The following is a 24,933-nucleotide window of genomic DNA, read 5'->3' as shown; positions in this document are numbered from 1 at the left end:
TCCGGCGTAATGAGATAACAAGAAGGCCACCCGCAGGTGGCCTTCTTTTTTCGCGTGGCCTACTTCGCCATGCCGAGATCGATCACCATGCGACCGCGAATGGTGCCCGCCTTCATCTCCTCGAAGATGGCGTTGATATCGCCCAATGGCCGTTTGGTCACTTTCGGCGTCACTTTGCCTTCGGCGGCGAACTGGAACGCCTCTTTCAGATCTTCGCGCGTGCCCACCAGCGAACCCACCACCTGAATGCCGTCCAGCACCAGGCGCGGAATGCTCAGATCCATACTCTCCGGCGGCAGCCCCACGGCCACCACTTTACCGCCGGCGCGCACCGCATTGACCGCCGAGTTGAAGGCGGCTTTCGCCACCGCCGTCACCACCGCCGCGTGAGCGCCGCCGGTTTGCTGCTGAATGATCTCCTCCGCGTTTTGCGTTTTGGAGTTGATCGTCAGATCGGCGCCGATCTGTTTGGCGAACTCCAGCTGGCCATCATTGACGTCGATGGCGATCACTTTGGCGTTAAACACGTTCTTGGCGTACTGCAACGCCAGGTTGCCCAGCCCGCCCAGGCCATAGATGGCGATCCACTGCCCCGGCTTGATATCGGAAATCTTCACCGCCTTGTAGGTGGTGACGCCGGCGCAGGTGATGCTGCTGGCGGCGAAAGAATCGAGCCCGTCCGGCACTTTCACCGCGTAGTCCGCCACCACGATGCACTCTTCCGCCATGCCGCCGTCAACGCTGTAGCCGGCGTTTTTCACCGAGCGGCACAGGGTCTCGTTGCCGCTGACGCAGTATTCGCAGTGGCCGCAACCCTGGTAAAACCAGGCGACGCTGGCGCGGTCACCCACTTTTAACGAGGTGACGCCCTCACCGACGGCGGAGACCACGCCGATGCCCTCATGCCCCAACGTAATGCCCGGCACCTCGCCGAAATCGCCGTTTTTCACGTGCAAATCGGTGTGGCACACCCCGCAACACTCCATTTTCAACGCCGCTTCGCCGTGCTTCAGCGGGCGCAGTACTTTATCCTGAATGTCTACGGTATGGTTTTTCGTCACTACGGCAGCTTTCATGGTGTTTTCCTTAGCAGTGTGGGAAGTACAGTTGTTAATGTAGTGACTGTATTCGGCGAGGGCAAGCGCCGCGTGTTTTGTGTAAAAACAAATAATTAAATATGAATCAGTCTGATTATTTCATAAAAAACCATTAACAGACGGCGCGATCGCCTTGAGATTGGCAGCCGTGAACAATCGCGCCTCTCTGGCTTGATTTACCCCTTGAAGCGATTAACAGGGATTTTGAGGTAGTGCCGCCCATCATCTTCGCAATCAGGCAGAACGCCGCCGCGAATGTTGACCTGCAGCGCCATCAGCATCAATTCCGGATGCGGCAACGTGGCGTCTCGCTGCTTTCTTTGCGCGATAAATTGGGCTTTATCCATGTTGGCCACCCAGGGGTTGTTCTCGCGCTGCTCTCGCACGGTGCTTTCCCAGCGGGCCTCACGCCCCGCCGGGCGATAATCGTGGCCGGTAAACAGGCGGGTATCCGCTGACAGGCTCAAGATCCGCTGCAACGAATCCCACAGGGCTTCCGCATTTCCGCCGGGGAAATCGGCCCTTGCGGTGCCGCTGTCAGGCATGAAAAACGTATCGTGAATAAACGCCGCATCGGCAATGTGATACGTGACGGAAGCCAGGGTGTGGCCAGGAGACAGCAAGACTTCAGCGCGCAGGTTGCCGATAAAAAAGACGTCCCCATCCGCAAACAGCGCATCCCACACGGTCTCGGCGGGAGGCAGTTCCTTCAAATTATAGATGTCTTGCCACAGCCCCTGCACGGCGGTGATTTTTTCGCCTATGCCGCTGAGGGCGCCGGTTTTCTGCGCCAGCCAGGTTGCGGCAGAAAAATGGTCGGCATGCGGGTGCGTATCCAGCACCCAGGCCACGCCCCACCCTTGCTGCCGGATAAAGCTCAAAATGGTGTGCGCCTGCTGATGCGATACCGTGCCCGATCGGCGGTCAAAATCCAGTACCGGGTCGATGATGGCGCAGCGACGCGCCTCGGGATCGGCGACGACATACTGCAGGCTGCCGCTTTCCGGCTCATAAAATGCGTGCACTTGCGCATGAGACTGAACGGACTGATGCCGGCGATACCAGCTGAGCGCCTTATCGGCATCCGCGCCATATTCTTCGCATTGGCTGCGGAATCGCGCTTCATCGATCCGCCCTTCGCGCAGCGCATGCAGCAGAGCAAGGCAGGCTGAGCGCGCCCCGCTCCGGCAGTGCGCCAGGGTCTTCTTGCCTCGCCGCAACAGGTAATGGAAGGTATAAACGGTCTCCCAGGTCAGCGTGTCGAACGTGTAAGGAAGATAGACGTAGTCTATGCCCATGCCTTCAGCCAGCGTTTTCTCTTGCTGATGGGATAGATGCTCCCCCGGTTCTTCATCTGGCCGGTTGTTGACGATAAGCCGGTAGCCTTGTTGATGCAGGGTAGCGAAATCACTCGCTGCGGGCGCCCCCGAAAAGGAGAGCTGATGATGGTATGTACGGATGCGCATATTTTTTCCTTCTGTCTTATAAGCTTTTAAAAAGCATATAAAGGGCCAGCACCAAGAGCATGGCGGCGTAGAGCACACGGATAATGTCCTCGCGTTTCTTCAGGCGCTCGGTGAGCGCAACCCCCACGACGCCCCCCAGAACACCGCCGACGATCAGCCAGCACGTGATGACGAGCGACACCTTGCCGGACAAGGCATAGCTTGCGCTCGTCGATAAACCCATGGCAGAAACCACCACCAGCGAGGTGGCCACCGCTTCAAGCAGCGAAAAGCGGAAAAACCAGAGCAGCGCCGGCACCACTAAAAATCCGCCGCCGATACCCAGAAAGCCGGCCACCGCGCCGAGCGCCAACACGCTGAGCCACACGATGGCGGGATGAAAGGTTGCATCCGGGGAAGCCAACCCGTTGCCGGCCCGGTGATTTTTTTTCAGCGTTAATCCGGCGACAATCAGCATCAGCAAAGCGAAAGGCAGGGTTAGATAGCGCCCGTCCGTGATTTTTCCCATCTGTGAACCTGCCAGCGTTCCTGCCACCGCGACCAGCGACACGACAAAGCCGGTTCGCCACCGGACGTTTCCTTTGGCGGCGTGCGCAAAAAGGTTGAGCAGCGCACTGACGGCGACGGCCATGGCGCTGGTGCCTATCACCAAATGCGTATCCGGGATTTGCACCATATACAGCAGCAGCGGCACACAAACGATGGAGCCGCCTCCGCCTGTCAGGGCCAAGAGAAATCCGACTATTCCTCCGGTTATCACCAATAACATCAGGGTATAAAAAGTAAAATGGAAAAAATCCAATGCGCTAATTCCTGAACGGTGTTTGTGGCATTTATTAACGATCAGTTCGCATTGATTGTCAAATAACTTATTACATTTAGCTATTACATATAGCTAAATAGAATATATGATTTTCAATATAACCATAAGTTCTATGAATTCCCTTTTAATCTGGGCATTAACCCCCTACTTTCTTATGAAAGGAGGCCTGCATGAAACCGGAAAAAATAAACACCCAGAAAAAAGTTGTTGTTATTGGCGGTGGTTCATCTGGAATAAGCGTCGTGGCAAGCATAAGGAAGCGAGTTAAAGGCATTGATATAACGGTAATTGAACCTGGCGACTGTCATTATTATCAACCGGCATGGACCCTGGTGGGCGGCGGGCTCTTTGATATCAATAAAACGCGGCGTTCCATGCGCGCCGTCATCCCCCCAGGAACCGCATGGATTCAGGATAGCGTGGTCAGAGTGGAGCCCGGCCAAAAATATGTCGAGACTCGCCAAGGGCAGAAAATAAACTACGACTTCCTTATTGTTGCCTGCGGCCTCGTTTTACGTTGGGATAAAATAGAGGGTCTTGAAGAAACGTTGGGAATGAATGGCGTCACCTCTAATTATCGTTTTGATCTTGCGGAATACACCTGGAAACTGGTTCGTGAAATGCAAGGCGGCGAGGCGATATTTTCTCAACCACCAATTCCGATAAAATGCGCCGGCGCGCCGCAAAAAGCCTTATACCTTTCATGCGATCACTGGCGGCAACAAGGTGTCCTTAATAATATTAACGTCAATTTTTGCCTGGCGGGCGCGGCGGTATTCGGCGTGCCGCAATTTGTTCCTCCGCTGACCGATTACTTGAAAAAATACCGCGCACAGGTCAACTTCCGGCATAATTTAGTTCGCGTTGATGGGCAGCGTCGGCAAGCGACCTTTTCTCTGGACGGTGATGAAGAAGGCAAACGCGAAGTGACACTGCCCTTCGATATGCTGCACGTAGTGCCGCCGCAATCTGCGCCGGCGTTCATTTCGCAAAGTGGGTTGTCTGACGAGTCAGGTTGGTGCGACGTGGATAAATTCACCCTACGGCATAAGCAGTGGCAGACGATTTTTGCGGTTGGCGACTGTTGCGCCACGCCAAATGCCAAAACCCTGGCGGCGGCTCGCAAACAGGTGGTGGTGGTGGCAGAGAACATCGCGGCGCAGCTTAACGGCGCTCCTGATGCGGCACGGTATGATGGTTATGGCTCCTGCCCATTGACGGTAGAGAAAGGCAAGGTTGTTCTGGCGGAGTTTGGTTACGACAGTAAATTGCTCCCCACCTTTCCTTTGTTCGACAACACGCATCCCAGCCGTATGGCATGGTGGCTGAAGGCCTGGTTTTTACCCAAATTTTACTGGGCGGGCATGTTGCGCGGGGTCGAATGGTTTGCCAAAAGCAAGCCATAGCGACCGTCATCGTTATCCGCGCCTCGCGGCTTCCGCAGGCGCTTGACTATTTGGCGATACACAGCCACCATCGCTTGCGAGCCATCAGGCTGATTGCAAGCCGTCACCACTAACCGGTCGATCAACGATGAAAAATGCCCCCGCCGTTACGATTCACTACTGTTCACAATGCAATTGGTTGCTGCGCGCCGGCTGGATGGCGCAAGAGCTGCTCAATACCTTCGGCGACGATCTCGCCTCCGTCACCCTGATGCCGGGCACCGGCGGGGTGTATCAAATCAGCGTCGATGGTGTGATGATTTGGGATCGCAAAATTGACGGCGGCTTCCCCGATGCGGCGCAGTTAAAGCAGCGGCTACGCGATCACAGCTTTCCCGAGCGTTCCCTCGGCCACAGCGACGGCAAAAAAGCCCGGCACTGAACGGCGTCAGCCCGCCGCCGGCGGCCGCGCGCCGAGAATGCGCGGCATCACTTCTTTCATCATTTCCATGAACTTGCGCAGGCGAGCCGGGTAATAGCTGGCGTAGGGATACAGCAGGTAGATAGGCAGCGGCGCGGCGCGCCAGGCCGGCAACACGGTTTGCAGCGCCCCGTCGGCCACATCGTCCCGCACCAGCCAGGAGGAGACAATCGCGACGCCCAGCCCCTCCAGCGCCGCCTTGCGTACCGCGTACAGGCTGTCGGTGCTCAACCTCGGCGTGATATCGAACCGCCCCTGCTCGCCGCGCTCAACATGGGTCAGCACCACTTCATTGCGATAAAAACTGTTCAACGCCAGCCACGGCAACCGCGCCAAATCGTCAAGACAGCGAACCGGCTCTCGGCTCGTCAGCAGCGCCGGCGACGCTACCGTGCTGCGCGGCACCTCCGCCAGCAACACCGCCACGACCGACGGATCGGTCACCGCACCGACGTGAATGGCGCAATCCACGCCTTCGGGAATAAAGTCCGGAGAATGATCGTTCAGCGTCCACTCAACGTAAGTTTGCGGGTAGCGCCGCAGGTACTCGCCCAACGGACCGATCAGCTGATCCTGGCCGAAAGCGTGCGGCGCCCGCACGCGCAACACCCCGACCGGTTCGTCGCGCGCGCCGCCCAGCCCTTCTTCCAGGCTTTGCCATTGTTCGATCAGCCCCCGCGCCTGGCGGTAACAGCGCTCGCCGTCGTCGGTCAGTTTGAGGGCGTGAGTCGTCCGCTGGATCAGTTTGGCGCCCAGCAGCTGCTCCAACGCCTGCAGACGCCGACTGATCGTCGGTTGTGAGGTGCCCAGCTGCTGCGCCGCCGCCGACAGGCTGCCGCTTTCGACGATGCGCACCAGCGTATGCAGCAAAGTTATGCGGTCGCCGTTGGGTAAATTAATTTTATTCATACGTTAAGTGTATAACAGTTTTACCTGCGAGGGGGCTACAGCGGAATGAAGCAAGCGGTAAAAATGGCCGCACATTCACTTTGCAGGGATCTTTGCCATGAGCACCACCGCCACCAACGGCGCCCCGTCCGCCAACGTCGTGTTTCTGCTGGCCGCCGGCGCCGGCCTCAGCGTCGCTTCAATCTATTACAGCCAGCCCATGCTCGGCATGATGGGCGCCGATTTCCACGCCGGCGTCGCCGATGCCGGCATGGTGCCGACGCTGACCCAGTTGGGTTATGCGCTGGGCATTTTACTGTTGGCGCCGCTGGGCGACCGGTACGATCGCCGGCGGATCATTCTGATTAAAGGCGCGCTGCTGACGCTGACGCTGCTGCTTTGCGCGTTTGCCGCCTCATTCCCGCTGTTGTTGCTCAGCAGCCTGGCGATAGGCCTGACCGCCACCGTCGCCCAGGACATTATCCCCGCCGCCGCCACGCTGGCGCCGGAGGCCAGCCGCGGCAAAACCGTCGGCGCGGTGATGACCGGGCTATTGGCCGGTATTCTGCTGTCGCGCGTGTTCAGCGGCGCGCTCGCCGAGTTCGCCGGCTGGCGCAGCGTTTACGCGCTGGCGGCGCTGGGCGTTTTGCCGATCACGCTGGCTATCTGGCGCATGTTGCCGCGTCTTCGCCCCCATAACGCGCTGAGTTACCCCGCGCTGCTGCGCTCGCTGGGGCATCTGTGGGCCGCGTATCCCGAGCTGCGGCGTGCAACGCTGGCGCAAGGCTTTCTGTCATTGGGCTTCAGCGCTTTCTGGTCAACGCTGGCGTTGATGCTGGCGGAGCGCTACCAGATCGGCAGCGCGGCGGCCGGCGCGTTTGGTCTGGCGGGGGCGGCGGGGGCGCTGGCGGCGCCGTTGGCGGGAAGCCTGGCCGATCGGCACGGCCCTGACGCCGTGACCCGCATCGGCGCGGCACTGGTCCTGGCCGCCTTCGCCCTGATGTTTCTGCTTCCGCTGTTGCCGCTCCCGGCGCAGCTGGCGCTCATTGCGCTGAGCACCGTCGGATTTGATCTGGGCATCCAGGCGACGCTGATCGCACACCAGACCATCGTCTACGGTCTTGATCCGGCGGCCCGCAGCCGCTTGAACGCCCTCTTGTTCACCGGCGTATTCATCGGCATGGCGACCGGCGCCGCCCTCGGCAGCCGCATTCTGGCAAGCGCGGGCTGGCCGGGCGTCGTGGCGCTGGCAACCGCGGCGGGGGCCGTGGCGCTGTGGATCCGCTGCGGGCGCAAAACGGCACGCGTAGCGGCCTGATATCGCCCTCTACTGGCGCAAGCGGTTGATTTCACCCAGGCCTCTTGCGCTATACTGAGCGCCCTTTTTGCTACGCATTCAAAACAATTTTATGATGGAACGCTTGCTAGAAAACGCGATGTACGCCTCCCGCTGGCTGCTCGCGCCGGTTTATTTCGGCCTTTCACTGGCCCTGGTCGCCCTGTCTATCAAATTTTTTCAGGAGATCCTGCACGTCCTGCCCAACATTTTCTCCGTCGCTGAAGCCGATCTGATCCTGACCCTGCTGTCGTTGGTCGACATGGCGCTGGTCGGCGGGCTGCTGGTGATGGTGATGTTCTCCGGGTACGAAAATTTCGTCTCGCAGTTGGATATCACCGAAGGAAAAGAAAAGCTGAGCTGGCTGGGCAAAATGGACGCCACCTCGCTGAAAAACAAAGTCGCTGCGTCTATCGTCGCCATCTCGTCCATCCATCTGCTGCGGGTGTTTATGGACGCCAAGAACGTGCCAGACAACAAGCTGATGTGGTATGTGATCATCCACCTCACCTTCGTGCTCTCCGCCTTCGTGATGGGTTATTTGGACAAGGTGACCCGCTCCAAGCACTAAACGCGCCGCCACGCCCGATCGTCAGGATCGGGTGTCTTCCCCTCCTTCGCTGTTTCCCAACCGTCGTCGCCGTCATGTCTTTCATCTGGCACATCTGATGATAATTTTATTATAATGTCATTACACTCATTTTGGACCGAACGCCGGCCATCGCGCCGGATTCGCCGCAGACAGGATCACGCTCCCCCATGCCATTACATGGTCACCCCCTGCAATTCCACGATATTCAGGCGATTCTGCCTCATCGCTATCCCTGTCTGTTGGTCGATCGCGTGCTGCCCGCCGGCACCTGCATCGCCGAAGGGCGGCTGAGCGCCATCAAGAACATCACCGCCAATGAGCCGACGTTCTGGAGCGGCCATGCGCGCTTCGCCGGTTTTCCTGGCGTGCTGTTGGTGGAAGCGCTGGCGCAAAGCACCGGTCTGCTGGCGCATTACTATCTCGGGGCGCTTAACGAAGGGGAACATTACTACTTCGCTTCCATTCAGCGGGCGCGATTTTATCGCGCCGCCCGTCCCGGCGACCAGGTGTTGATGGAGGTCGCCTTTGTACGCCGGCGCGGCGCGATCGCCCGCTTCACCGGTCGTGCCAGCATCGATGGCCGGCGCATTTGCACCGCCGATTTCATGTGCGCCCGTAAGTAAACAGGCCGCTTGCCAAAGGAGCCCTGCGAATACCATGTCTCTGGTTGACAGCTTACTCAGAACCCTCGATTTCTCCCCGCGTGGCCAGGTGATCGCTCGCGAAGCCGACGCCTGGGGCGAAATCATCGTTTCCGATCACAAGGACTACCGCACGCTGCGGTTTGACGGCATCTGCGAGCAAAGCAAGATGAGCCTCAGCAACCCCGCGCAGCCGATCCACAACTACATCAAAGCGATGCTGATGGCGGTGGCCTGGCAGCCGCCGACGTCGGCGTTGATCCTGGGGTTAGGCGGCGGCAGCCTGCTGCGTGCGCTGCACGCGCTCGATCCGGCTATGCGCCTGGAGGTCGTCGAGCTGCGCGCCGCGGTGATCGCCGTCGCGCGCCGCTATTTTACGCTGCCGGCCACCGACACCATCAGCCTGCGCACCGCCGACGCCATGGACTTCGTGCGCCCGCCCGCCGAGACGCGTTACGATCTGATTTTCTCCGATCTCTATTCGGCGTTCGCCATGGATCCGCAGCAAGGCACCCAGACATTCCTGGAGAACTGCGCCGCGCGGCTGAATGACGGGGGCTGGCTGGTGCTGAATTACCACGACCTGCCCGACGAAAACAGCCTGCTGTACCACAGCCTGCACCGGATATTCGCCACCGTGCTGTTTTGCGTCGCCCCCAGCGGCAACGTGATCATTTATGCTACGCCGGCCCAGGTGTCGCTGCCGCTCAGCACGCTGCGCACGCTGGCCGCCGGCAGCGGCGAGCTGTTCAACTGCGAACTCGGCTACCTGTCACGCAAGATAGAGCGGCTGCATTTCCGCTAAAGACGAGCGGTGGCGCGGTCTGGCTGGCCGCTTCGCTCACATGGTATTATCATTCAGTCATCATTCTCTGGAGGACACTGATGGAAAAGAAAACGGCGCGGCTAACGGTGCTGATTGACCCGGACAAGAAGAAAGCCCTGGAAGAGCTGTGTCTGCAGCAGGACGTCACCCCTTCCCAGGTGGTGCGCCAGCTGATACGCGATTATCTGCACAAGCATCAGGTGGATTATCCCAGCCAGCCGACCCACGCCAATCCTCGCGTCGAGAGCAATTGAGGCGGCCCGCCCCACAAACCGTGAAGCGCGCTTTGCCCCCCTGCGCGCGTCCCTAATCCGAATCCTCCACGACGGTCTGTCCATCCTGCGCTATCGCTGCTACTGTTTTATCCGTTCATTATTCTCTCTTGGGAAAGGAAACGCGCCATGTTCAGCCATATTACCGTCGGCGTCAGCGATCTGGACGCCGCCGCCGCGTTCTATGACGCCATTTTGTTGCCATTGGGTTTACAACGGCGGGAAGTGACGCCGGACGGCGGCCCCGCCGCCCGCTGCTGGGTGATGCCGGGCCAAACGCTGCCGCGGTTTTATGCCTACCAACCCTTCGACAGACAGCCCGCCAGCGCCGGCAACGGCAGCATGCTGGCCTTTCTCGCCGCCGACGAGCTGGCGGTTAAACGCGCCTACGCCGCCGGCCTGCTGGCGGGTGGCAGCAGTGAAGGCGAACCCGGCGAGCGCGCGCACTACGGCAAAGGCTATTTCGGCGCTTACCTGCGCGATCCCGACGGCAACAAGGTCCATGTGGTTTACCGCGGAGATCTCGCCTGATGAAATGCTCGGTTTACATCGCCACCAGCGTAGACGGATTCATTGCCGGCCCCGACGGCGACATCGATTGGCTGCTGCGGCCCGAGTACGCGGTGTCGTTGCTCAATGGCCTGAGTTTTGAAGCGTTTATCGCCGACATCGACGCGCTGGTGATGGGCCGCCATACCTATGAAAAAGTCCGCGCCTTTCCCGAATGGCCCTATGGAGAACTGCCGGTGGTGGTACTGTCGACGCAATCCGCACCGCACGGCGCAGAGCCTGTCCGCTGGATGAGCGGCGAACCGGCCAGCGTCGTGGCGCGGTTGGCCGAGGCCGGCTGCCGTCACCTGTATATCGACGGCGGCCAGACCGTGCAGCGTTTCCTGCAGGCCGGGTTGATCGACGAATTGACGATTACGCGCGTGCCGCTGCTGCTGGGCGGCGGCATTCCCTTGTTCGGCGCCGATGCCCCTGAGCAGCGCCTGCGTCTGCTCGCCGTCACCCAGTCGGACAACGGTTTCGTGCAAGAACGCTACGCCGTTCAGCGCGCGTCATAACGCAGCGCCAGTCGGCGGCCGCCGAAGGCGATAAGCAATGCCGCCAACGCCAGCAACGCCGCCGCGCCGTAGGTGACGCGCATGCCGTAAGCCGCGGCCGCCGCGGCGCCCGCCACCCGCTGCGAGGCCAGATAAAACAGCGCCCCCATCGCCGACGCGCCGGTGATCGCCCCCAGATTGCGCGCCAGATTGACCATGCCGGCGATCAACCCGCGTCGTTCGGGAAACAGATCCTTCATCAGCACCGTGTTGTTGGCCACCTGAAACAGCGCATAACCGGCGGTCAACAGCGCGATCGGCGCGACATAGCCGAGTACGCCCCAGCGGCCCAGCAGCGACAGCAATCCCGCCCCGGCGGCCACTGCCGCCAGCCCAAGCTGGGCGATGCGTTGCGATCCAAAGCGATCCACCAGATAACCCGCCGGAATACCGGTCAGGATCGCCACCGCCGGCCCTGCCGACATCACCAGCCCCACCTGCGCGGCGCTTAACCCCAGCGCGCGCGACAGATAAAACGGCCCGACCACCAGCGTGGCGGTCATCACCGTCATGACCAACGCGCTGGCCGCCAGCCCCGCCGTCAGGGCCGGATGGCGAAACATCGTCGGCGCCAACAGCGGCGACATGGCGCGGCGTTCCACGCGGATAAACAACCTTGCCGCCAACAGAGCGCCCAACATCAACGCCAGGTTAAGCGCGCCGAAATCACCGCGTCCCAGAGTCATCGCCAGCGAGTAGCAAAGCAATGCGCCGCCCAGCAGCAGCGTGCCGGCGCGGTCGAACGGTTCAGGGCGCGTCGCCGCCCGCGCCCCATCCGGCAAGTATCGCCAGGCGAGCCACAGCGCCAGCAGCCCCAGCGGCAGGTTGATCAGGAATATCGTTCGCCAGCCGAAGCCGGCGATCAGCGCGCCGCCCAACGACGGCCCCAGCGCGGTGCCCACGGCCGACATAGTGCCGAGCAGCCCCATCGCGCGGCCGATCTTTTCCGTGCCCAGCGCCTCGCCCGCCAGCGCCATGGTGATTGACATCATGACTGCGCCCCCCAGCCCCTGCGCCAGGCGCGCCGCCAGCAGCAGCCACAGCTGCGGAGCCAACGCACAAGCCAGCGAAGCGGCGGTAAACAGCGCGATGCCCGCCAGCAGCAGGCGGCGACGATTGAGGCTGTCGCCCAAGCGGCCGATGCCAATGATGCAGGTGGTGACGGCCAGCAAATAGCAGAGCAGCACCCACTGCACTGCCTGGAACGACGCATGGAATGCGGTGGCGAGCGCCGGCAGCCCGACGTTGGCGATGCTGATGCCGAGCGATGACAGCAGCATACACAGAGAAAGTGCGGCCAGTATGCCGCGGACGCCCTGCGGCGAAGGATGGGATAACATGATAAGCACTCCTGACATAGACTGAGGCTTAGCCTATGTCAGGGGTTGGGATGGCGGAAGACGCATGCGATGCACTGTATCAATGCATCTGACGCCTTATCTGGCGCGATGCGTTACCAGGCGGCGATCTCCGCCTCGGTGAGCGGCAGCGTTTGGGTTACGCCGGTTTCCGCCGCCAGCGTGGCCGCTTCCAGCACCGCCATCACCGCCAACGCCTGCGATGCGGTGACCGGGTTGGCGCCGGCGCCGCGCAGCGCGTCACGCACCTGGACGTAATATTGGCGCTGATCGCCATCCGGTGTCGGCAACGTACGCACCGGCTCCGTGCCGATAAACAGGCTCATCGCGTCGTCGTCTTTACCCCACTCAGCCGAACCCGGCGTTACGCCGGCCAGCAGTTGGCTCTCCTGCCCGTCGGCGCGCGCTTTGACCACGCTGCCTTTATCGCCGTGCACGGTAAAGCGTGAGACGCCGCCCGCCACCAGCATGCTGCCATGCAAAATCACGCGGAGCGTCGGGTAGTTCAGCACCACATGCGCCCAGTCATTGATCTGCGCATTGGCGCGCAGCGTGGCGATGTTGGCCTGCACGCTGTGCGGCAAACCGAACAGCTGCAGCGCCTGATCGACCATGTGCGGCCCCAGATCGAACCACAGCCCGCTGCCCGGCAGATTCTGCTCGCGCCAGCGCACCCGCACTTCTGGGCGGTAGCGATCGATGTGCGACTCAAAGTGCGTTACCTTGCCGATCAGTCCCTGCTCGATCACCTGCTTCACGCCCAGGAAATCGCTGTCCCAGCGGCGATTCTGGAATACCGACAGCAGACGGCCGTGCTTCTCCGCCGCTGCAATCAGCGTGCGCGCCTGCGCCAAATCCAGCGTAAACGGCTTATCCACCACCACGTGCTTGCCCGCTTCCAGCGCAGCCAGCGCCAGCGGCGCATGGGTGGCGTTCGGCGAAGCAATCACCACCAGGTCCACTTCCGGCAAGCGGATCGCCTCCAGCGGATCGGCGATCACGCGCACGTGCGGCAGATCGGCATGGACTTTGGCGGCATCGCGCGAAGCCACCACGCTCAGCGCCAGACCCGGCACCGCGTTAATCAGCGGCGCATGAAACGCCTTGCCGACAAAGCCGTAACCAATCAGCGCCACCTGCAACGGTTGAGCGTTATCGTTCATCAGTGTTCTCCTCTAGCGGTCGTCGGCGACGACACAAAGTTCAATCATTGATTGCTCGTCCAGGTTATCCCACGGGCGATCGGTAAACAGGCGTTGGATCTGCGCCAGATCCGCCACGTGATGCGGCTCGCAGCGATCCAGCTTCATATGGTCGGCCACCAGCCAGCGCTCGCCGCTGTTGGCCAGCATGGCGCGTTTGACCTCTGCATCGGCCTCTTCGCCGGCGCTCAGCCCCAGTTGAGAATGCACCGCACAGGCGCCCAGCAAAGCGATGTCCGCGCGGTAGCGTTCCAGCAACGCCAGCGTCGCGCTGCCGGCGAACAGCCGTTGGCGCGCGTCCCACTGGCCGCCGAGCAGGATCAGTTGGATCTCCGGCTTATCGCTCAGGCACTGCGCGATATCCAGCGAGGCGGTGATCACCGTCGCCGGGCCGCGCAACGCTTGCGCCACCGCCAGCAGCGTACTGCCCGCATCCAGCATCAGGGTACTGCCGGGCGGGATCTGCGCGGCCACCGCGCGGCCGAGCCGCTGCTTGACCAGCGGCAACAGCGCCGCGCGCGCCTGGCGCGGCATGCCGGACGGTTCGAGCGCTATCGCGCCGCCGTGATGTTTCTGCGCCAACCCCTGCCGCTCGAGATCGGCCAAGTCGCGGCGCACGGTATCGACCGAAACACCGATGGCGCTGGCCAATTCCGCCACCGCCGCCTGCCCGCGTTCGCTGAGCAAATCCAGTAAATGGCGCTGTCGTGCCGCTTTGTGCATGGGATTATTCCGCATTAAAAAAGCATAAAACGGCAATATACAGCAGATAACAGCATTGGAGAAGCCGCAATTGTGCGCACCGGAGATCAAACATCTTTTCCCCTGCGGGACGATGATGAAGACATAACGCATAACAATCCGGAGAAACGCATGAACATCGATCTGACGTTTGAAGACCTGAGCGCCCGCGCCGCGCAATACAACGCCCGCGCTTCGGTGGAGGATTTTGACGCCTGCATGGCGGACTATGCCGCGCTGGCCCAGCGCGCCAAAGCGCAGACGCCGGGCATTTACGATCTGCGCTACGGCATGAGCGCCGCCGAGCGTCTCGATCTGTTCCCGGCCAGCGCACAGCCCGCCCCGCTGCTGATCTTTATTCATGGCGGCTACTGGCATTCACAGCGCAAAGAGGAAGCCTGCTCGATGGCCGCCGCGTTCGCCCGCCGCGGTGTGGCGATCGCCACGCTGGAATATACGCTGGCGCCGGAAGCGACGCTGGCGGAGATCGTGCATGAGGTGCGCAGCGCCGTCGCCTGGCTTTATCATCACGGGGCGCCGTTCGGCATCGATCCGGCGCGCATTTTCGTCAGCGGCAGTTCGGCCGGCGGCCACCTGTGCGGCATGCTGATCGCCGACGGCTGGCAGCAACGCTATCGCCTGCCGCCCGATGCAATCAAAGGTGCGCTGGCGCTGAGCGGCCTCTACGATCTGCGCCCGCTGTGCGATATCTACATCAACGACTGGCTGCACCTGACGCCCGAACAGGCGCAAACTCTCAGCCCGCTGTTTTTGCTGCCGGCGAAAGCGCATGCGCCGCAGATCCTGCTCGACGTCGGCCACCGCGAAACGCAAGGCTTCAAAAACCAGACGCAGGCCTATTATGACGCCTGCCTGGCGCGCGGTCTCGACGTCCACCTGCTGGCCGACCGCCACTGCAATCACTTTACGCTGGTCAACGAGCTGGCGGATGCGGAAAGCGCGATGTTTCGGCAGGTGATGGCGATGATCGACGCAACGCAACGGTAGCCTGCCGCTGCAGCCGCAGCCTGGCAGCGATCGTAATCACCGCCAGCGCGGCGAACAAGGCTCCGCACAGCAGGCTGCCCTGTAGCCCCCACGCGGTGATGAACCAGCCGCCCGCCAGCGAGCCCAGCGCCACGCCCAGATTGATAAAGGCGATATACAGCCCGGTGGCGAACGCCGGCGCCTGGGGGGCTTCGGATGTCAGCCAGATCTGCGTCACGATCAAACCGCTGGTGTGCGCCGCTCCCCAATACAGACAAAGCGCCGTCATCGAACCGATATTCGCGCTGCCGTAGTGATACAGCAGCGCATAAGCCGCAATCAAGGCTAGCGGGTGCAGCAGCACCGTCAGCGCTCGATGGCGGCTCACCCCCTTGCCGGCCAACAGGTTGCCCGCGACACCGCCCACGCCGAACGCCACCAGAAGAAAGCCGATGGCGCCGCCGCTGAGGCCGATTTCACGGCTGAGATATTCAGCCGCGTAAGCATAGACGGCGAACATGGCGGCAAAGATCAGCACGCAGGTGATGATATTCAGCCACAGCGTCCCGCTGCGCAGGATCGTCAGCTGTTTGCCATAACTGAGGCGCTGAACGGCGACGTCGGGCAACCGCATCAGCAATCCCGCCGCTGCCAGGAGATTGACCCAGGCACAGAACCGGAACGAGGCTTCATAGCTGAACTGCCCGGCGATCCATTGCGTCAACGGTATCCCCAGCACCATGCCCATACTGGTGCCGATGAACGCATAGGCGGTTGCTTTGGTGGCCTGATGCGGGGGATAAAGCGCCGCGGCCGCCACCATGGCCAGCGAAAAATAGATCGGATGAAACAGCGCCGGCACAATGCGCAGCAGCATGAGCATGGCGAAACTGTCCGTCTGAGCGGACAGCGCGCTGGCCGCCGCAAACACGGTCAACGCGATCAACAACATGCGTTTGCGATTGAATCGCGACGCCAGCAGCACCAACAGCGGCCCGAGCAGCGCGATGGTCAGGGCGAAGATCCCGACCAGCCAGCCGGCCTGCGCCGTAGAGATGCCATACCGTGCGATGATCTGCGGCAAAATGCCCACCACACCGAACTCGATGCAGTAGACGCCGAACAACCCCAGCGCGATAAAGAAAATCGGCGGCATCAGGCGCATTGCATCGCTCCCGTCGCGGCATAGACCGCCTGACAAATCTCGCCGACAAAGGCGCCGGACATGCCCTCCAGCGCCGTGTTGGTAAACGCCACCACGCTGAGCTGCCGGACAGGATCGACGAACCAGGAATGGCCATAGGTGCCGCCCATTCGCCAGGTCCCGACGGACTCCGGCGTTTGCGCGGCGATGGGGTCTTTCAGTACGGTAATGCCGAGGCCGAAACCGCGCCCCGGCCAAAACGGCATCGGCAAATCGCCGATCTGGTTGCTGGTGAACGCCGTCACCCAATCGGTTGGCAGCACCGGCGTTCCTCCCTGGCGCAACGCTTCCAGCAGGCGCAGGAAATCCTCGGCCGAGCCGACCATGCCGGCGCCGCCTGAGGCGTAAGCCAACGGATCCAACGCTCGCGCCGGCGACAGATGAAAACCGGCGCTGCCATCGATAAACGGTAAATGATCCGGTTGGCGCAGGCGGCGCGGCTCGCCGGGATGATCGGCGTAAGCGGCCGCCAAACGTGCAGGATCCACCGCCAGGAAATCGGTATCCGTCATCGCCAGCGGCCCGGTCACCCATTTTTTTACTGCCTGCGCCAGCGGCAGGCCGCTCGCCTGTTCGATCGCTGCGCCCAGGACATCGGTCGCGATGGAATAGCGCCACGCCGCGCCGGGCGGAGCCAGCAAAGGGGCGCAGGCAATACGCCGCACGTTCTCTTGCAGGCTGACAGACGCCTCATCCATGCCATCGGAGACCGCCGATTGGGCGTAGAATCCCCCTTCCGGCTGAAAAAAACGGTAGCTTAGTCCGGCGGTGTGGGTCATGAGATGCCGTAGCGTCATCAACGGCGTGGTGCCATCCGCCAGCCGCGGACGAAAATGCGGCAGCCAACGGGTGATGGGATCCTCCAGCTGCATACGGCCTTGCGCCATCAATGCCAGCGCCGCCGTGGACACGATCGGTTTGGATACCGAAGCCAGACGGAACAGCGTATTGAACGCCATCGGCCGGCCGGCTTCGCGATCCGCCAGCCCCGCCGCGCGGCGATAAAACATATCGCCCCCCTGCGCCACCAAAACCACTGCGCCAACCAATCGTTTTTCGCGCAAGGCTTGCTCTATCGCGCCGTCAATCGCGTTGGCGGAGGATCCGTATTCATTCATCTTTATTACCTCAGATAGTCAGCCCATGCTGTCGCCACCGAGCATAGGGCGTGGCGATTAACGAAAAAACAGGCTAGATTTCCTTTCATAGCGGACACTCACGTCCGTAATAGGGCAAGCAATGGATAATCTGTCTGGGGTGAGCGTCTTTGTGCAGGCCGCGGAGACGCTGAGTTTCGTTGAGGCCGGGCGCGTGCTCGGCATTTCCGCTTCCGCGGTGGGGAAAAGCATCGCCCGCCTGGAAAACCGGCTGGGCACGCGCCTGTTTCACCGCAGCACACGCAGCATGACGCTGACCGCCGAAGGCCGGCTGTTTCTGCACCGCTGTCAGCGCATTCTCGGAGAATTGGCGGCGGCGGAACGGGAAATCAGCGATACGCACAGCGCGCCGCGCGGCAAGCTGCGTGTCAGTTTGCCGCTGGTGGGCGGCCTGCTGAATCCGGTGCTGGCGGAATTTATTCGGCGTTACCCGGAGATTGAGCTGGAAGCCGATTTTTCCGACCGTCGGGTCGCGGTGATCGAAGAAGGGTTCGATGCGGTGATCCGCGTGGGCGATACCGAGGATTCTCGCTTAATGAGCCGCCAACTGGGCACGTTTCACCTACAGTTGGTGGCGGCGCCGGACTATCTGCGCCGGGCGGGAATACCCCGCCAGCCGGCAGAACTGCGCGATCACGCCCGCCTGTTATACAGATTCCCCACCACCGGCAAAGTCGAGACCTGGCCGGTGGCGGGCGGAGATAAACTGCTCGACGAAGGCCTGGGCAAGCGCACGGTATGCAACACCGTCGATACGCTGATTTACCTGGCGGAACAGGGCCTGGGCATCGCCTGCCTGCCCGATTTCGCGGTACGGGAGGCGCTGGAGCAGCAGCGGCTCCAACCCGTGCTTGGCGACCAATGCCGACACAGTGGCAGTCTCAAAATTCTCTGGCCTTCAAGCAAACATCTTACCCCGCGTCTCAGGGCATTTATCGACATCATGAGCGTTCGCCTTTTCTCGGCCTAAGTCCTCTACCGCGTCAGAACAAATTCAGCTTTGCTTTGCACAAAAATAGCTAAAGCGCAGCCTGGCGCGCCTGCCAGCAGCCCTGACGGAGGCGCAGTGCCGTCGTGATATTCCATTCAGCGATATGGAAGCGCCGTTCGTTCTTTCGGGACAAAGAAAACCGCCACACAATACCTTTCACCCCGCACTCGTGCATAACCATCTATAAATTCAGGTGTTAACGCCTTGTCATTATCGATAACCGCCCAATTCGCTCATCTGATATTGAACAGCCAGCCGGATCAAACCGCCCTGTCAGCCGCTCGCCGCGGCGTGAAAGATTACTTCGCCTGCGCATTGCCGATTGCCCGCGGGGCGTTGAGCGATGCCGGTCTGGCAGCGATCGGCGCGACGTTTCCGCCGAACGGCAGTGAGAACCGCGCACTGCGCTATGGCTATGTCAGCCACTCGTTGGACTTCGATGATTACCATCCTGCGCTGCGTGGCCATCCGAGCACCGTAGTGCTCTCCGCCCTGCTGGCGCTGAACGGTGAGAGTGACAATGTCACTGAAGTGTTAACCGCCTATGTCATCGGCGTAGAGGCCGCTGGCCGGCTGGGATTGGCCGCTGGCACGCAACATTACGTGCTGGGTTTTCACAGCACCGCCACCCTGGGCGCGGTCGCCGCCTGCGCCGCCGTGGCGCGTTATCTGCAGCTTGACCAGCGGCAAACGCAGATTGCTCTCGGCCTGGCGGCCACGCAGGCGGCGGGCCTGCGCAGCCAGTTCGGTTCGGCGGCCAAACCGCTGCACGCCGGCCTGGCGGCACGCAACGCGGTCAACGCCGCCCTGCTGGCTCAGGCCGGTTTCATCGGCCAACCGGAGGGCGTGCTGGACAGCCTGCTGACATCCCATGGCGGCGGCCGGCAAAAACCGGAATGTCTGACCGCCGGTTGGGGCGCGCCCTGGCGCATCCTGCAGCCGGGGCTGGAGTTCAAGCGGTACCCGACCTGCGGTGGCACTCACAGCGCGGCCGAGGCGGCGCTCGCCCTGCGCGCGCGGCTGCAGGAACAAGGCGACGCCCTTGCGGAGATCGCAAAGATTGAGGTCAGTTTTCCGTCCGGCGCAGATACCGCGCCCTATATTCGCCAACCGGCCACCGGTGTGGAAGCGCGTTTTAGCCTCGAATACGTCATCGCCGATGCGCTATACCACGGCGAGGTCCCGCTGATGCATTACGGCGAACAGCCGGTCGATACGGCTATCGCCGCCCTGGCGGCAAAAGTTGAGCGCCATGTCGATCCCGCGGCCCCGCCGGACGCGCTCGATCCGGAGATGCGCTTCCATCGCCTGACCCTGACGCTGCAGGACGGAAGGCAAATAAGTGACATTGTCACAAGAAGGCAAACCGCCGCCCGGCCAACAGACCTCGACGCCAAGCTGCGCGCCATTCTGCAGCTGCTTCCGGGCCTCGAAGGCGAAAGCGTTATCCGCGACTGCGCCCTCATGTCCCCTGGCGCGCTGCCGCGACTGATTGCATTGTTAAATTAATAATAAAACAGGAATAATTATGAGTACTTCACCTTCAACACCATCGCGCCAACTCCGTCTCGGCCTGTTCGTTCAGGCGCTGGGGCACCATATCGGGGGATGGCGCGCAGAAGGCGCCAGCGGTTCGCCGACCGATATCGACTGGTTCACCTGGATCGCAAAAAAAGCCGAAGAAGGCACCTTCGATATGTTCTTCGTCGGCGACGCATTGGCGACCAGCGTGCACCGACTGCCCTCGACGATGTCACGCCTGGAGCCGCTGACGCTGCTCGCGGCGCTGGCGGTCAATACCCGCCATATCGGGCTGGCGGCGACCGCCTCCACCACGTTCGATCAACCCTTCCACCTGGCGCGCGCCATGGCCTCCATCGACCATATCAGCCACGGCCGCGCCGCCTGGAACGTGGTGACCTCTTTCTCCAGCGATGCGGCGCGCAACTTCAGCCGTGAAGATCTGCCGTCGCACGCCGAGCGCTATGAAGTGGCGCGGGAATTCCTCGAGGCCAGCTACAAACTGTGGGACGGCTGGGAAAAAGACGCCATCGTGCGCGACAAGCAAAATGGCGTGTACGCCATCGACGAGAAAATCCACGCCGCCAACCATAAGGGCAAGCATTTCTCGGTGCAGGGCCCGCTGAACATTTCCCGCTCGCCGCAGGGGCGGCCAGTGATCATTGAGGCCGGCTCTTCCCCGGCCGGCCAACAGTTGGCGGCGGAAACCGCCGAAGTGGTGTTCACCGCCGCCGCCAGCCTGGAAGAAGGACAGGCTTTCTACCGCAGTCAGAAAAAATACGTGGCCGACGCCGGCCGCAACCCGGACCACCTGCTGATCCTGCCAGGTGTGATGCCGATTGTCGGCCGTACCAAAGAAGAAGCGCGGGAAACCTGGTATCAGCTGAATCAACTGGTGGATATCGATAACGGCATTGAGCAGCTGTCGGCGCGCTTTGGTTTCGATTTGAGCGATTACCCGCTGGACGGCCCGGTGCCGAACGTGGGCGCCACCGAAGGCGGCCAAAGCCGCGTGAAACTGCTGACCGATCTGGCCGCGCGGGAAAACCTGACGCTGCGCGAGCTGGCGGCCGTCGCGGCCGGTTCGCGCGGCCACCGCGTGGTGGTAGGCACCGCCGAAGAGATCGCCGACGACTTCCAGCTATGGCTGGAACAGCAAGGCGCAGACGGCTTCAACATCATGCCGGCGGTGTTGCCCAACCAACTGGAACTGTTCGTCGAGCTGGTGATCCCGGAGCTGCGCCGCCGTGGCCTGTTCCGTGAGGAGTATCAGTATGCAACCCTGCGTGAAAACCTGGGCCTGCCTGAACCGGCAATCAACTTCGCTAACGTAAAATCGGCTTAATCCGCAGGGAAATCATGATGAAAACCACATTCAAACGCACCGTACTGTCCCTGCTGTTGGCTTCCTCCACGCTGGCGCCGTTGGCCGCCGGTCATGCCGCTGAAGGCGATGTTCCCTTCAAGGCGGCGGTGAAAGCTGCCGCCGATCCGGCGCTGCACGACAGCCTGCCTGAATCAATCAAAAAGGCCGGCTATATCGTTGCCGGCACCAACCCGAACACCCCGCCGACCACTTTTTACCAGGCGGACAACAAAACGCTGGCCGGGCGTGAAATCGACGTGATGAGCGCGATTGCCGATCGCCTGGGCGTGGCGATCCACTGGAAGGACACCGGCGGTTTCGACAACATCATCCCCGGCCTGAAGTCCGGCCGTTATGACGTCGCGCTGGCCAACATTGACGCCAACAAAAAGCGCTTCCAGCAGGTGGACTTCGTCGGCTATTACAACGCTTCCAAGCTGGCCTTGATCGCCCGCAAAGACGCTGCGCTTGGCCCTTACACCGAGCTGGCCCAGTTGTGCGGCCAGACCGTTGGCGCCGGCGCAGGTACCTCGCAAATAACTCGCCTGCAGCAGGCCAGCGATCAATGCGTCGCCGCCGACAAACCGGCCATCACCATGCCGATCTTCCCGGACCGCCCGGCCGGGGTGCAAGCGGTGATCAGCGGCCGCGTGCCGATGTTTTTCGGCCCGTATGAAGGGCTGCGCTACCAGGCCACCCACGTCAAACCGCTGACGCTGGCCGGTGATATCAACATCGACGGCACCACGGTGGCTATCGCCCTGCCGAAAGGCTCCGAACTGGTGAAACCGGTGCAGGCAGCGCTAAATTCACTGATCGCCGACGGCAGCTACCAGAAAATCCTCGACGGCTGGGATATCGGTTTTGGTGCAGTGAAAACCGCCGGCATCAATGAAGAGATCGCAAAATGAGTGGGCAATACCCTGTCGACGACGCGGAACTGAGCATCGTCGGCCACCGGCATTACGGACGCTGGCTCAGCGCCCTGGTTGTGCTGCTGATCGTCGGCGTTATCGTCAATTCCATGCTGCACAACCCGCGCTTTGAATGGTCGGTGGTGGCGGAAAACCTCACCGAGGCGTCCATCCTCAACGGCGTGCTCATGACGCTGAAGCTGACGGTGATTTCGGTGGTGTTCGGCTTCGCCGGCGGCGTGCTGCTGGCGCTGATGCGCCTGTCGGCCAATCCGGTATTGGTGGCGGTAAGCTGGTTCTACACCTGGTTCTTCCGTGCAGTGCCGATGCTGGTGCAGCTGTTCCTGTGGTACAACATCGCCGCGCTTTATCCCCGCATCAGCTTGTGGATCCCGTTTCTGGGCGAAGTCGCCAGCGCGCCGACCAATACCCTTATCAGCACCTTCAGCGCCGCGGTGATTGCGCTGGTGATGCATCAGTCGGCCTATGCGGCGGAAATTGTGCGCGCAGGCATCCAAAGCGTCAGCAGCGGCCAGTTGGAAGCCGCCAAAGCGCTGGGCTACCGTCGTGGGCAAATCCTGTGGCGCGTGGTATTACCGCAGGCGATGCGCACCATCCTGCCGCCGGCGGGCAATGAAGTGATCGGGCAGTTGAAAACCACCGCGGTGGTGTCGGTGATTGCCCTGCAGGACGTGCTGTATTCGGCGCAGATCATTTACCAACGCACCTACGAGGTCATCCCGCTGTTGCTGGTCGCCACCCTGTGGTATCTGGCCATGACTTCGATTCTGTCAATTGGTCAATACTACGTGGAGCGCTATTTTGGGCGCGGCACGCAGGCAACGCGCAGCGGCCGGTTCTTCCTCAACCGCAAAGCCCCTCAGGGAGGTGAACAATGAGCGCATCCATCCACATCAACCGGGTGCGGAAATCCTTTTCCGGCACCGAAGTGTTGAAAAACATCAGCCTGACCATTCCGGCAGGTTCGGTAACGGTGATCCTCGGCCCTTCCGGCTCCGGCAAATCCACCCTGTTGCGCTGCATCAACCACCTGGAAAAGCTGGACGGCGGCACCATTCGCGTTGGCGAACAGCTGATCGGCTATCGTCAAAAAGGCCGGCATCTATACGAGCTGAAAGAAGCCGAGGTGGCCGAACAGCGTAAAAGCATCGGTATGGTATTTCAGCAGTTCAACTTGTTTGCGCACCGCACCGTGTTGCAAAACGTCAGCGACGCGCCGCTGCGGGTGAAAAAGGAAAAAAAAGCCGAGGTGCAGGAACGGGCGAAGCAGCTGCTGGCCCGCGTCGGGCTGGAACATCGCATCAACGCCTGGCCGCGTGAACTGTCCGGCGGCCAGCAGCAACGCGTCGCCATCGCCCGCGCGCTGGCGATGAACCCGCAGGTGTTACTGTTTGATGAACCGACCTCCGCGCTCGATCCTGAATTGGTTGGCGAAGTGCTGCAGGTGATGAAAGACTTGGCGCATTCGGGCATGACCATGGTGGTGGTCACGCACGAAATCGGCTTCGCCCGCGAAGTGGCCGACCAGATTGTCTTTATGGATCAGGGAAAGGTGGTTGAAACGGGCAGCGTGCAGCAGGTTCTGGATGCGCCGGGACATGAGAGGACGCGCAACTTCCTGGCGACGGTATTGTAACCCTCCGTCAGGGGGCGTTGCGTCCCCTGACGTTCAAATTCAGCCGTTATTTTTTCTGCCGATAGCGGAAAAGACGTTGAACACTTCACCCAGGCCGTAAATCGCGCCGAGCAAGACGGCCACCATTACCGGCACCAGGACCACCACGGTGGCCAAGCTTTCAATCATTTCTAACATCGTTCTCTCCTGGTTTATAAGCACAGCGAATCTGCGCCGGAAGAAAAGGTTTCCGGCCAAACGGTCGATTATCGTGGGGAGGCAGTCTAAAACGTGAGCTACATCACACTTGATGCGAGCTAATGTAACTTACACAATTACATTAACGCAATGCAAAAAATGCTCTGCGCGGAACGGGGTTTGGCGTGATTTTTTATTGCGTATCTGCTTGATATTGCGGTGAACAAGGGACGAAGGGATAGCCGGCGCGCAGCTCAACCTGCCCGGCCATTTCGGCGATGCTGGTCTGCGCCAGGCTGGCTTCCAGCGCGTGACCGACGCGCGCAAACTCTTGCTCCAGCACCGGGGTAATGGCGTGGCCGATATAGCACGCCTCGTTAGGCCGGGTGCGATGCAGCGTGAAATAAGGTTGATCCTCCACCGCGCGATACACGTCCAGCAGAGAAATCGCTTCCGCCGGCCGCGCCAACAGCGCCCCGCCGCCTTGCCCCATCTGTGAATAGGTCAGCCCCGCCTCCGCCAACGCCCCGAGAATGCGCCGCACCACCGTCGGATTGGTGTTGACGCTGCGGGCGATATCTTCGGAACGCACCGTCTGGCCGCGACACAGCGTGATGTTGGTCAGAATATGGATGGCAACGGCAAATCGCGTAGAGGTAGACACCTTGGCACCTGCTCAGAGTTTCGCTTATATCGGATTAAAACATAAGGAAAGCGTATCAATTCCCGGTAATACACATAATGA

At 61.2% G+C, this 24,933-nt stretch carries 27 protein-coding genes; 16 read left to right on the top strand and 11 right to left on the bottom strand.

Translation table 11 applies throughout. The annotated features are described in order from the left end of the window. Nucleotides 1-59: 59 nt before the first annotated feature. From adhP to ACSBQS_RS07985, 3 genes are all read right to left on the bottom strand, one after another. The gene (adhP, locus tag ACSBQS_RS07995; RefSeq protein WP_033643042.1) at nt 60-1,076 is read right to left on the bottom strand and encodes an alcohol dehydrogenase AdhP; all 1,017 of its coding nucleotides are present in this window, start codon (nt 1,074-1,076) and stop codon (nt 60-62) included. Between the two features lie 197 nt (nt 1,077-1,273). Continuing rightward, a complete protein-coding gene (blh, locus tag ACSBQS_RS07990) occupies nt 1,274-2,563 on the bottom strand; it encodes a bifunctional sulfur transferase/dioxygenase Blh (RefSeq protein ID WP_434990190.1) in 1,290 nt (429 codons plus the stop codon). Between the two features lie 16 nt (nt 2,564-2,579). Then, the gene (locus tag ACSBQS_RS07985) at nt 2,580-3,365 is read right to left on the bottom strand and encodes a sulfite exporter TauE/SafE family protein (RefSeq protein WP_197749817.1); all 786 of its coding nucleotides are present in this window, start codon (nt 3,363-3,365) and stop codon (nt 2,580-2,582) included. Between the two features lie 191 nt (nt 3,366-3,556). Between ACSBQS_RS07985 and ACSBQS_RS07980 the strand changes: the two genes are divergently transcribed. Both ACSBQS_RS07980 and ACSBQS_RS07975 read left to right on the top strand, forming a co-directional pair. Beyond that, nucleotides 3,557-4,792 (top strand): NAD(P)/FAD-dependent oxidoreductase, encoded by a 1,236-nt coding sequence (locus tag ACSBQS_RS07980; protein WP_342165170.1) that lies wholly within the window; start codon nt 3,557-3,559, stop codon nt 4,790-4,792. 127 nt (nt 4,793-4,919) lie between these two features. Then, entirely contained in the window at nt 4,920-5,213 is a 294-nt protein-coding gene (locus ACSBQS_RS07975; RefSeq protein WP_025159743.1) for a SelT/SelW/SelH family protein, read from the top strand. Between the two features lie 6 nt (nt 5,214-5,219). Here ACSBQS_RS07975 and ACSBQS_RS07970 read toward each other — a convergent pair whose 3' ends face one another. Then, nucleotides 5,220-6,161: a LysR family transcriptional regulator gene (locus ACSBQS_RS07970; protein WP_047575830.1), complete on the bottom strand. Its 942-nt coding sequence runs from the start codon at nt 6,159-6,161 to the stop codon at nt 5,220-5,222. A gap of 97 nt (nt 6,162-6,258) precedes the next feature. Between ACSBQS_RS07970 and ACSBQS_RS07965 the strand changes: the two genes are divergently transcribed. From ACSBQS_RS07965 to ACSBQS_RS07935, 7 genes are all read left to right on the top strand, one after another. Further along, the gene (locus ACSBQS_RS07965; protein ID WP_108680707.1) at nt 6,259-7,458 is read left to right on the top strand and encodes an MFS transporter; all 1,200 of its coding nucleotides are present in this window, start codon (nt 6,259-6,261) and stop codon (nt 7,456-7,458) included. 94 nt (nt 7,459-7,552) lie between these two features. Then, nucleotides 7,553-8,047 carry a TIGR00645 family protein gene (locus tag ACSBQS_RS07960; RefSeq protein WP_025302805.1) on the top strand — a complete coding sequence of 165 codons (495 nt, stop codon included), beginning with the start codon at nt 7,553-7,555 and terminating at the stop codon, nt 8,045-8,047. A gap of 188 nt (nt 8,048-8,235) precedes the next feature. Then, nucleotides 8,236-8,691 carry a 3-hydroxyacyl-ACP dehydratase FabZ gene (fabZ, locus tag ACSBQS_RS07955; RefSeq protein WP_033643035.1) on the top strand — a complete coding sequence of 152 codons (456 nt, stop codon included), beginning with the start codon at nt 8,236-8,238 and terminating at the stop codon, nt 8,689-8,691. Between the two features lie 34 nt (nt 8,692-8,725). Beyond that, nucleotides 8,726-9,514 carry a spermidine synthase gene (locus tag ACSBQS_RS07950; protein WP_047026131.1) on the top strand — a complete coding sequence of 263 codons (789 nt, stop codon included), beginning with the start codon at nt 8,726-8,728 and terminating at the stop codon, nt 9,512-9,514. An 80-nt stretch (nt 9,515-9,594) separates the two neighbouring features. Next, entirely contained in the window at nt 9,595-9,789 is a 195-nt protein-coding gene (locus ACSBQS_RS07945) for a ribbon-helix-helix protein, CopG family (RefSeq protein WP_004928567.1), read from the top strand. A 147-nt stretch (nt 9,790-9,936) separates the two neighbouring features. Then, entirely contained in the window at nt 9,937-10,338 is a 402-nt protein-coding gene (locus ACSBQS_RS07940) for a VOC family protein (protein ID WP_015377846.1), read from the top strand. After that, nucleotides 10,338-10,874 carry a dihydrofolate reductase family protein gene (locus ACSBQS_RS07935; RefSeq protein WP_169539571.1) on the top strand — a complete coding sequence of 179 codons (537 nt, stop codon included), beginning with the start codon at nt 10,338-10,340 and terminating at the stop codon, nt 10,872-10,874. Before ACSBQS_RS07940 ends, ACSBQS_RS07935 begins: the two co-directional genes overlap by 1 nt. Here ACSBQS_RS07935 and ACSBQS_RS07930 read toward each other — a convergent pair. The 3 genes from ACSBQS_RS07930 to ACSBQS_RS07920 all read right to left on the bottom strand — a co-directional run bounded on the left by ACSBQS_RS07930 (nt 10,859) and on the right by ACSBQS_RS07920 (nt 14,196). Further along, nucleotides 10,859-12,253, bottom strand: a complete 1,395-nt coding sequence (locus tag ACSBQS_RS07930) for an MFS transporter (protein ID WP_434990181.1) — start codon at nt 12,251-12,253, stop codon at nt 10,859-10,861. The genes ACSBQS_RS07935 and ACSBQS_RS07930 overlap by 16 nt on opposite strands. Before the next feature lie 113 nt (nt 12,254-12,366). Beyond that, a complete protein-coding gene (locus ACSBQS_RS07925; RefSeq protein WP_434990180.1) occupies nt 12,367-13,434 on the bottom strand; it encodes an oxidoreductase in 1,068 nt (355 codons plus the stop codon). 12 nt (nt 13,435-13,446) lie between these two features. Continuing rightward, nucleotides 13,447-14,196: a DeoR/GlpR family DNA-binding transcription regulator gene (locus tag ACSBQS_RS07920; RefSeq protein ID WP_033643029.1), complete on the bottom strand. Its 750-nt coding sequence runs from the start codon at nt 14,194-14,196 to the stop codon at nt 13,447-13,449. Between the two features lie 150 nt (nt 14,197-14,346). On the opposite strand from ACSBQS_RS07920, the gene ACSBQS_RS07915 reads away from it, so the two are divergent. Beyond that, nucleotides 14,347-15,222, top strand: coding sequence for an alpha/beta hydrolase (locus tag ACSBQS_RS07915; protein ID WP_197666514.1), 876 nt, complete (start codon nt 14,347-14,349; stop codon nt 15,220-15,222). Here ACSBQS_RS07915 and ACSBQS_RS07910 read toward each other — a convergent pair. Then, nucleotides 15,149-16,366 carry an MFS transporter gene (locus ACSBQS_RS07910; RefSeq protein ID WP_434990176.1) on the bottom strand — a complete coding sequence of 406 codons (1,218 nt, stop codon included), beginning with the start codon at nt 16,364-16,366 and terminating at the stop codon, nt 15,149-15,151. The genes ACSBQS_RS07915 and ACSBQS_RS07910 overlap by 74 nt on opposite strands. Beyond that, complete coding sequence (locus ACSBQS_RS07905; protein ID WP_342165181.1) at nt 16,357-17,523, bottom strand: serine hydrolase domain-containing protein; 1,167 nt, start codon at nt 17,521-17,523, stop codon at nt 16,357-16,359. Before ACSBQS_RS07905 ends, ACSBQS_RS07910 begins: the two co-directional genes overlap by 10 nt. Nucleotides 17,524-17,644: 121 nt before the next feature. Here ACSBQS_RS07905 and ACSBQS_RS07900 point away from each other — a divergent pair, with 121 nt between their 5' ends. The 6 genes from ACSBQS_RS07900 to ACSBQS_RS07875 all read left to right on the top strand — a co-directional run bounded on the left by ACSBQS_RS07900 (nt 17,645) and on the right by ACSBQS_RS07875 (nt 24,011). After that, complete coding sequence (locus ACSBQS_RS07900) at nt 17,645-18,532, top strand: LysR family transcriptional regulator (protein WP_197666517.1); 888 nt, start codon at nt 17,645-17,647, stop codon at nt 18,530-18,532. A gap of 225 nt (nt 18,533-18,757) precedes the next feature. After that, on the top strand, nt 18,758-20,062 hold the full coding sequence (locus ACSBQS_RS07895) for an MmgE/PrpD family protein (protein WP_434990173.1): 1,305 nt from the start codon (nt 18,758-18,760) through the stop codon (nt 20,060-20,062). 19 nt (nt 20,063-20,081) lie between these two features. Continuing rightward, the gene (locus ACSBQS_RS07890; protein WP_197801306.1) at nt 20,082-21,419 is read left to right on the top strand and encodes an LLM class flavin-dependent oxidoreductase; all 1,338 of its coding nucleotides are present in this window, start codon (nt 20,082-20,084) and stop codon (nt 21,417-21,419) included. 17 nt (nt 21,420-21,436) lie between these two features. Next, nucleotides 21,437-22,351, top strand: a complete 915-nt coding sequence (locus tag ACSBQS_RS07885; protein ID WP_213587555.1) for an ABC transporter substrate-binding protein — start codon at nt 21,437-21,439, stop codon at nt 22,349-22,351. Then, entirely contained in the window at nt 22,348-23,253 is a 906-nt protein-coding gene (locus ACSBQS_RS07880; protein ID WP_197666520.1) for an amino acid ABC transporter permease, read from the top strand. The genes ACSBQS_RS07885 and ACSBQS_RS07880 overlap by 4 nt, the downstream gene beginning before the upstream one ends. After that, complete coding sequence (locus ACSBQS_RS07875; RefSeq protein WP_171453993.1) at nt 23,250-24,011, top strand: amino acid ABC transporter ATP-binding protein; 762 nt, start codon at nt 23,250-23,252, stop codon at nt 24,009-24,011. Before ACSBQS_RS07880 ends, ACSBQS_RS07875 begins: the two co-directional genes overlap by 4 nt. A gap of 39 nt (nt 24,012-24,050) precedes the next feature. On the opposite strand, the gene ACSBQS_RS07870 is transcribed toward ACSBQS_RS07875, so the two are convergent. Beyond that, a complete protein-coding gene (locus ACSBQS_RS07870) occupies nt 24,051-24,188 on the bottom strand; it encodes an AcrZ family multidrug efflux pump-associated protein (protein ID WP_016927779.1) in 138 nt (45 codons plus the stop codon). A gap of 193 nt (nt 24,189-24,381) precedes the next feature. Continuing rightward, entirely contained in the window at nt 24,382-24,852 is a 471-nt protein-coding gene (locus ACSBQS_RS07865) for an Rrf2 family transcriptional regulator (protein WP_033650438.1), read from the bottom strand. Nucleotides 24,853-24,933 lie beyond the last annotated feature (81 nt).

The organism is Serratia sp. H402Y (assembly GCF_051172415.1).
Taxonomy (GTDB): Bacteria; Pseudomonadota; Gammaproteobacteria; order Enterobacterales; family Enterobacteriaceae; genus Serratia; species Serratia ureilytica.
Note: the sequence above shows the minus strand (reverse complement) of the source record. Positions and strands in the feature narration are given on the sequence as shown.

Excerpts from the sequence above, each read along its gene's own strand:
- adhP (WP_033643042.1), bottom strand. The coding sequence starts at position 1,076 with ATGAAAGCTGCCGTAGTGACGAAAAACCATACCGTAGACATTCAGGAT.
- blh (WP_434990190.1), bottom strand. The coding sequence starts at position 2,563 with ATGCGCATCCGTACATACCATCATCAGCTCTCCTTTTCGGGGGCGCCC.
- ACSBQS_RS07980 (WP_342165170.1), top strand. The coding sequence starts at position 3,557 with ATGAAACCGGAAAAAATAAACACCCAGAAAAAAGTTGTTGTTATTGGC.
- ACSBQS_RS07975 (WP_025159743.1), top strand. The coding sequence starts at position 4,920 with ATGAAAAATGCCCCCGCCGTTACGATTCACTACTGTTCACAATGCAAT.
- ACSBQS_RS07970 (WP_047575830.1), bottom strand. The coding sequence starts at position 6,161 with ATGAATAAAATTAATTTACCCAACGGCGACCGCATAACTTTGCTGCAT.
- ACSBQS_RS07965 (WP_108680707.1), top strand. The coding sequence starts at position 6,259 with ATGAGCACCACCGCCACCAACGGCGCCCCGTCCGCCAACGTCGTGTTT.
- ACSBQS_RS07960 (WP_025302805.1), top strand. The coding sequence starts at position 7,553 with ATGGAACGCTTGCTAGAAAACGCGATGTACGCCTCCCGCTGGCTGCTC.
- fabZ (WP_033643035.1), top strand. The coding sequence starts at position 8,236 with ATGCCATTACATGGTCACCCCCTGCAATTCCACGATATTCAGGCGATT.
- ACSBQS_RS07950 (WP_047026131.1), top strand. The coding sequence starts at position 8,726 with ATGTCTCTGGTTGACAGCTTACTCAGAACCCTCGATTTCTCCCCGCGT.
- ACSBQS_RS07945 (WP_004928567.1), top strand. The coding sequence starts at position 9,595 with ATGGAAAAGAAAACGGCGCGGCTAACGGTGCTGATTGACCCGGACAAG.
- ACSBQS_RS07940 (WP_015377846.1), top strand. The coding sequence starts at position 9,937 with ATGTTCAGCCATATTACCGTCGGCGTCAGCGATCTGGACGCCGCCGCC.
- ACSBQS_RS07935 (WP_169539571.1), top strand. The coding sequence starts at position 10,338 with ATGAAATGCTCGGTTTACATCGCCACCAGCGTAGACGGATTCATTGCC.
- ACSBQS_RS07930 (WP_434990181.1), bottom strand. The coding sequence starts at position 12,253 with ATGTTATCCCATCCTTCGCCGCAGGGCGTCCGCGGCATACTGGCCGCA.
- ACSBQS_RS07925 (WP_434990180.1), bottom strand. The coding sequence starts at position 13,434 with ATGAACGATAACGCTCAACCGTTGCAGGTGGCGCTGATTGGTTACGGC.
- ACSBQS_RS07920 (WP_033643029.1), bottom strand. The coding sequence starts at position 14,196 with ATGCACAAAGCGGCACGACAGCGCCATTTACTGGATTTGCTCAGCGAA.
- ACSBQS_RS07915 (WP_197666514.1), top strand. The coding sequence starts at position 14,347 with ATGAACATCGATCTGACGTTTGAAGACCTGAGCGCCCGCGCCGCGCAA.
- ACSBQS_RS07910 (WP_434990176.1), bottom strand. The coding sequence starts at position 16,366 with ATGCGCCTGATGCCGCCGATTTTCTTTATCGCGCTGGGGTTGTTCGGC.
- ACSBQS_RS07905 (WP_342165181.1), bottom strand. The coding sequence starts at position 17,523 with ATGAATGAATACGGATCCTCCGCCAACGCGATTGACGGCGCGATAGAG.
- ACSBQS_RS07900 (WP_197666517.1), top strand. The coding sequence starts at position 17,645 with ATGGATAATCTGTCTGGGGTGAGCGTCTTTGTGCAGGCCGCGGAGACG.
- ACSBQS_RS07890 (WP_197801306.1), top strand. The coding sequence starts at position 20,082 with ATGAGTACTTCACCTTCAACACCATCGCGCCAACTCCGTCTCGGCCTG.
- ACSBQS_RS07885 (WP_213587555.1), top strand. The coding sequence starts at position 21,437 with ATGAAAACCACATTCAAACGCACCGTACTGTCCCTGCTGTTGGCTTCC.
- ACSBQS_RS07880 (WP_197666520.1), top strand. The coding sequence starts at position 22,348 with ATGAGTGGGCAATACCCTGTCGACGACGCGGAACTGAGCATCGTCGGC.
- ACSBQS_RS07875 (WP_171453993.1), top strand. The coding sequence starts at position 23,250 with ATGAGCGCATCCATCCACATCAACCGGGTGCGGAAATCCTTTTCCGGC.
- ACSBQS_RS07870 (WP_016927779.1), bottom strand. The coding sequence starts at position 24,188 with ATGTTAGAAATGATTGAAAGCTTGGCCACCGTGGTGGTCCTGGTGCCG.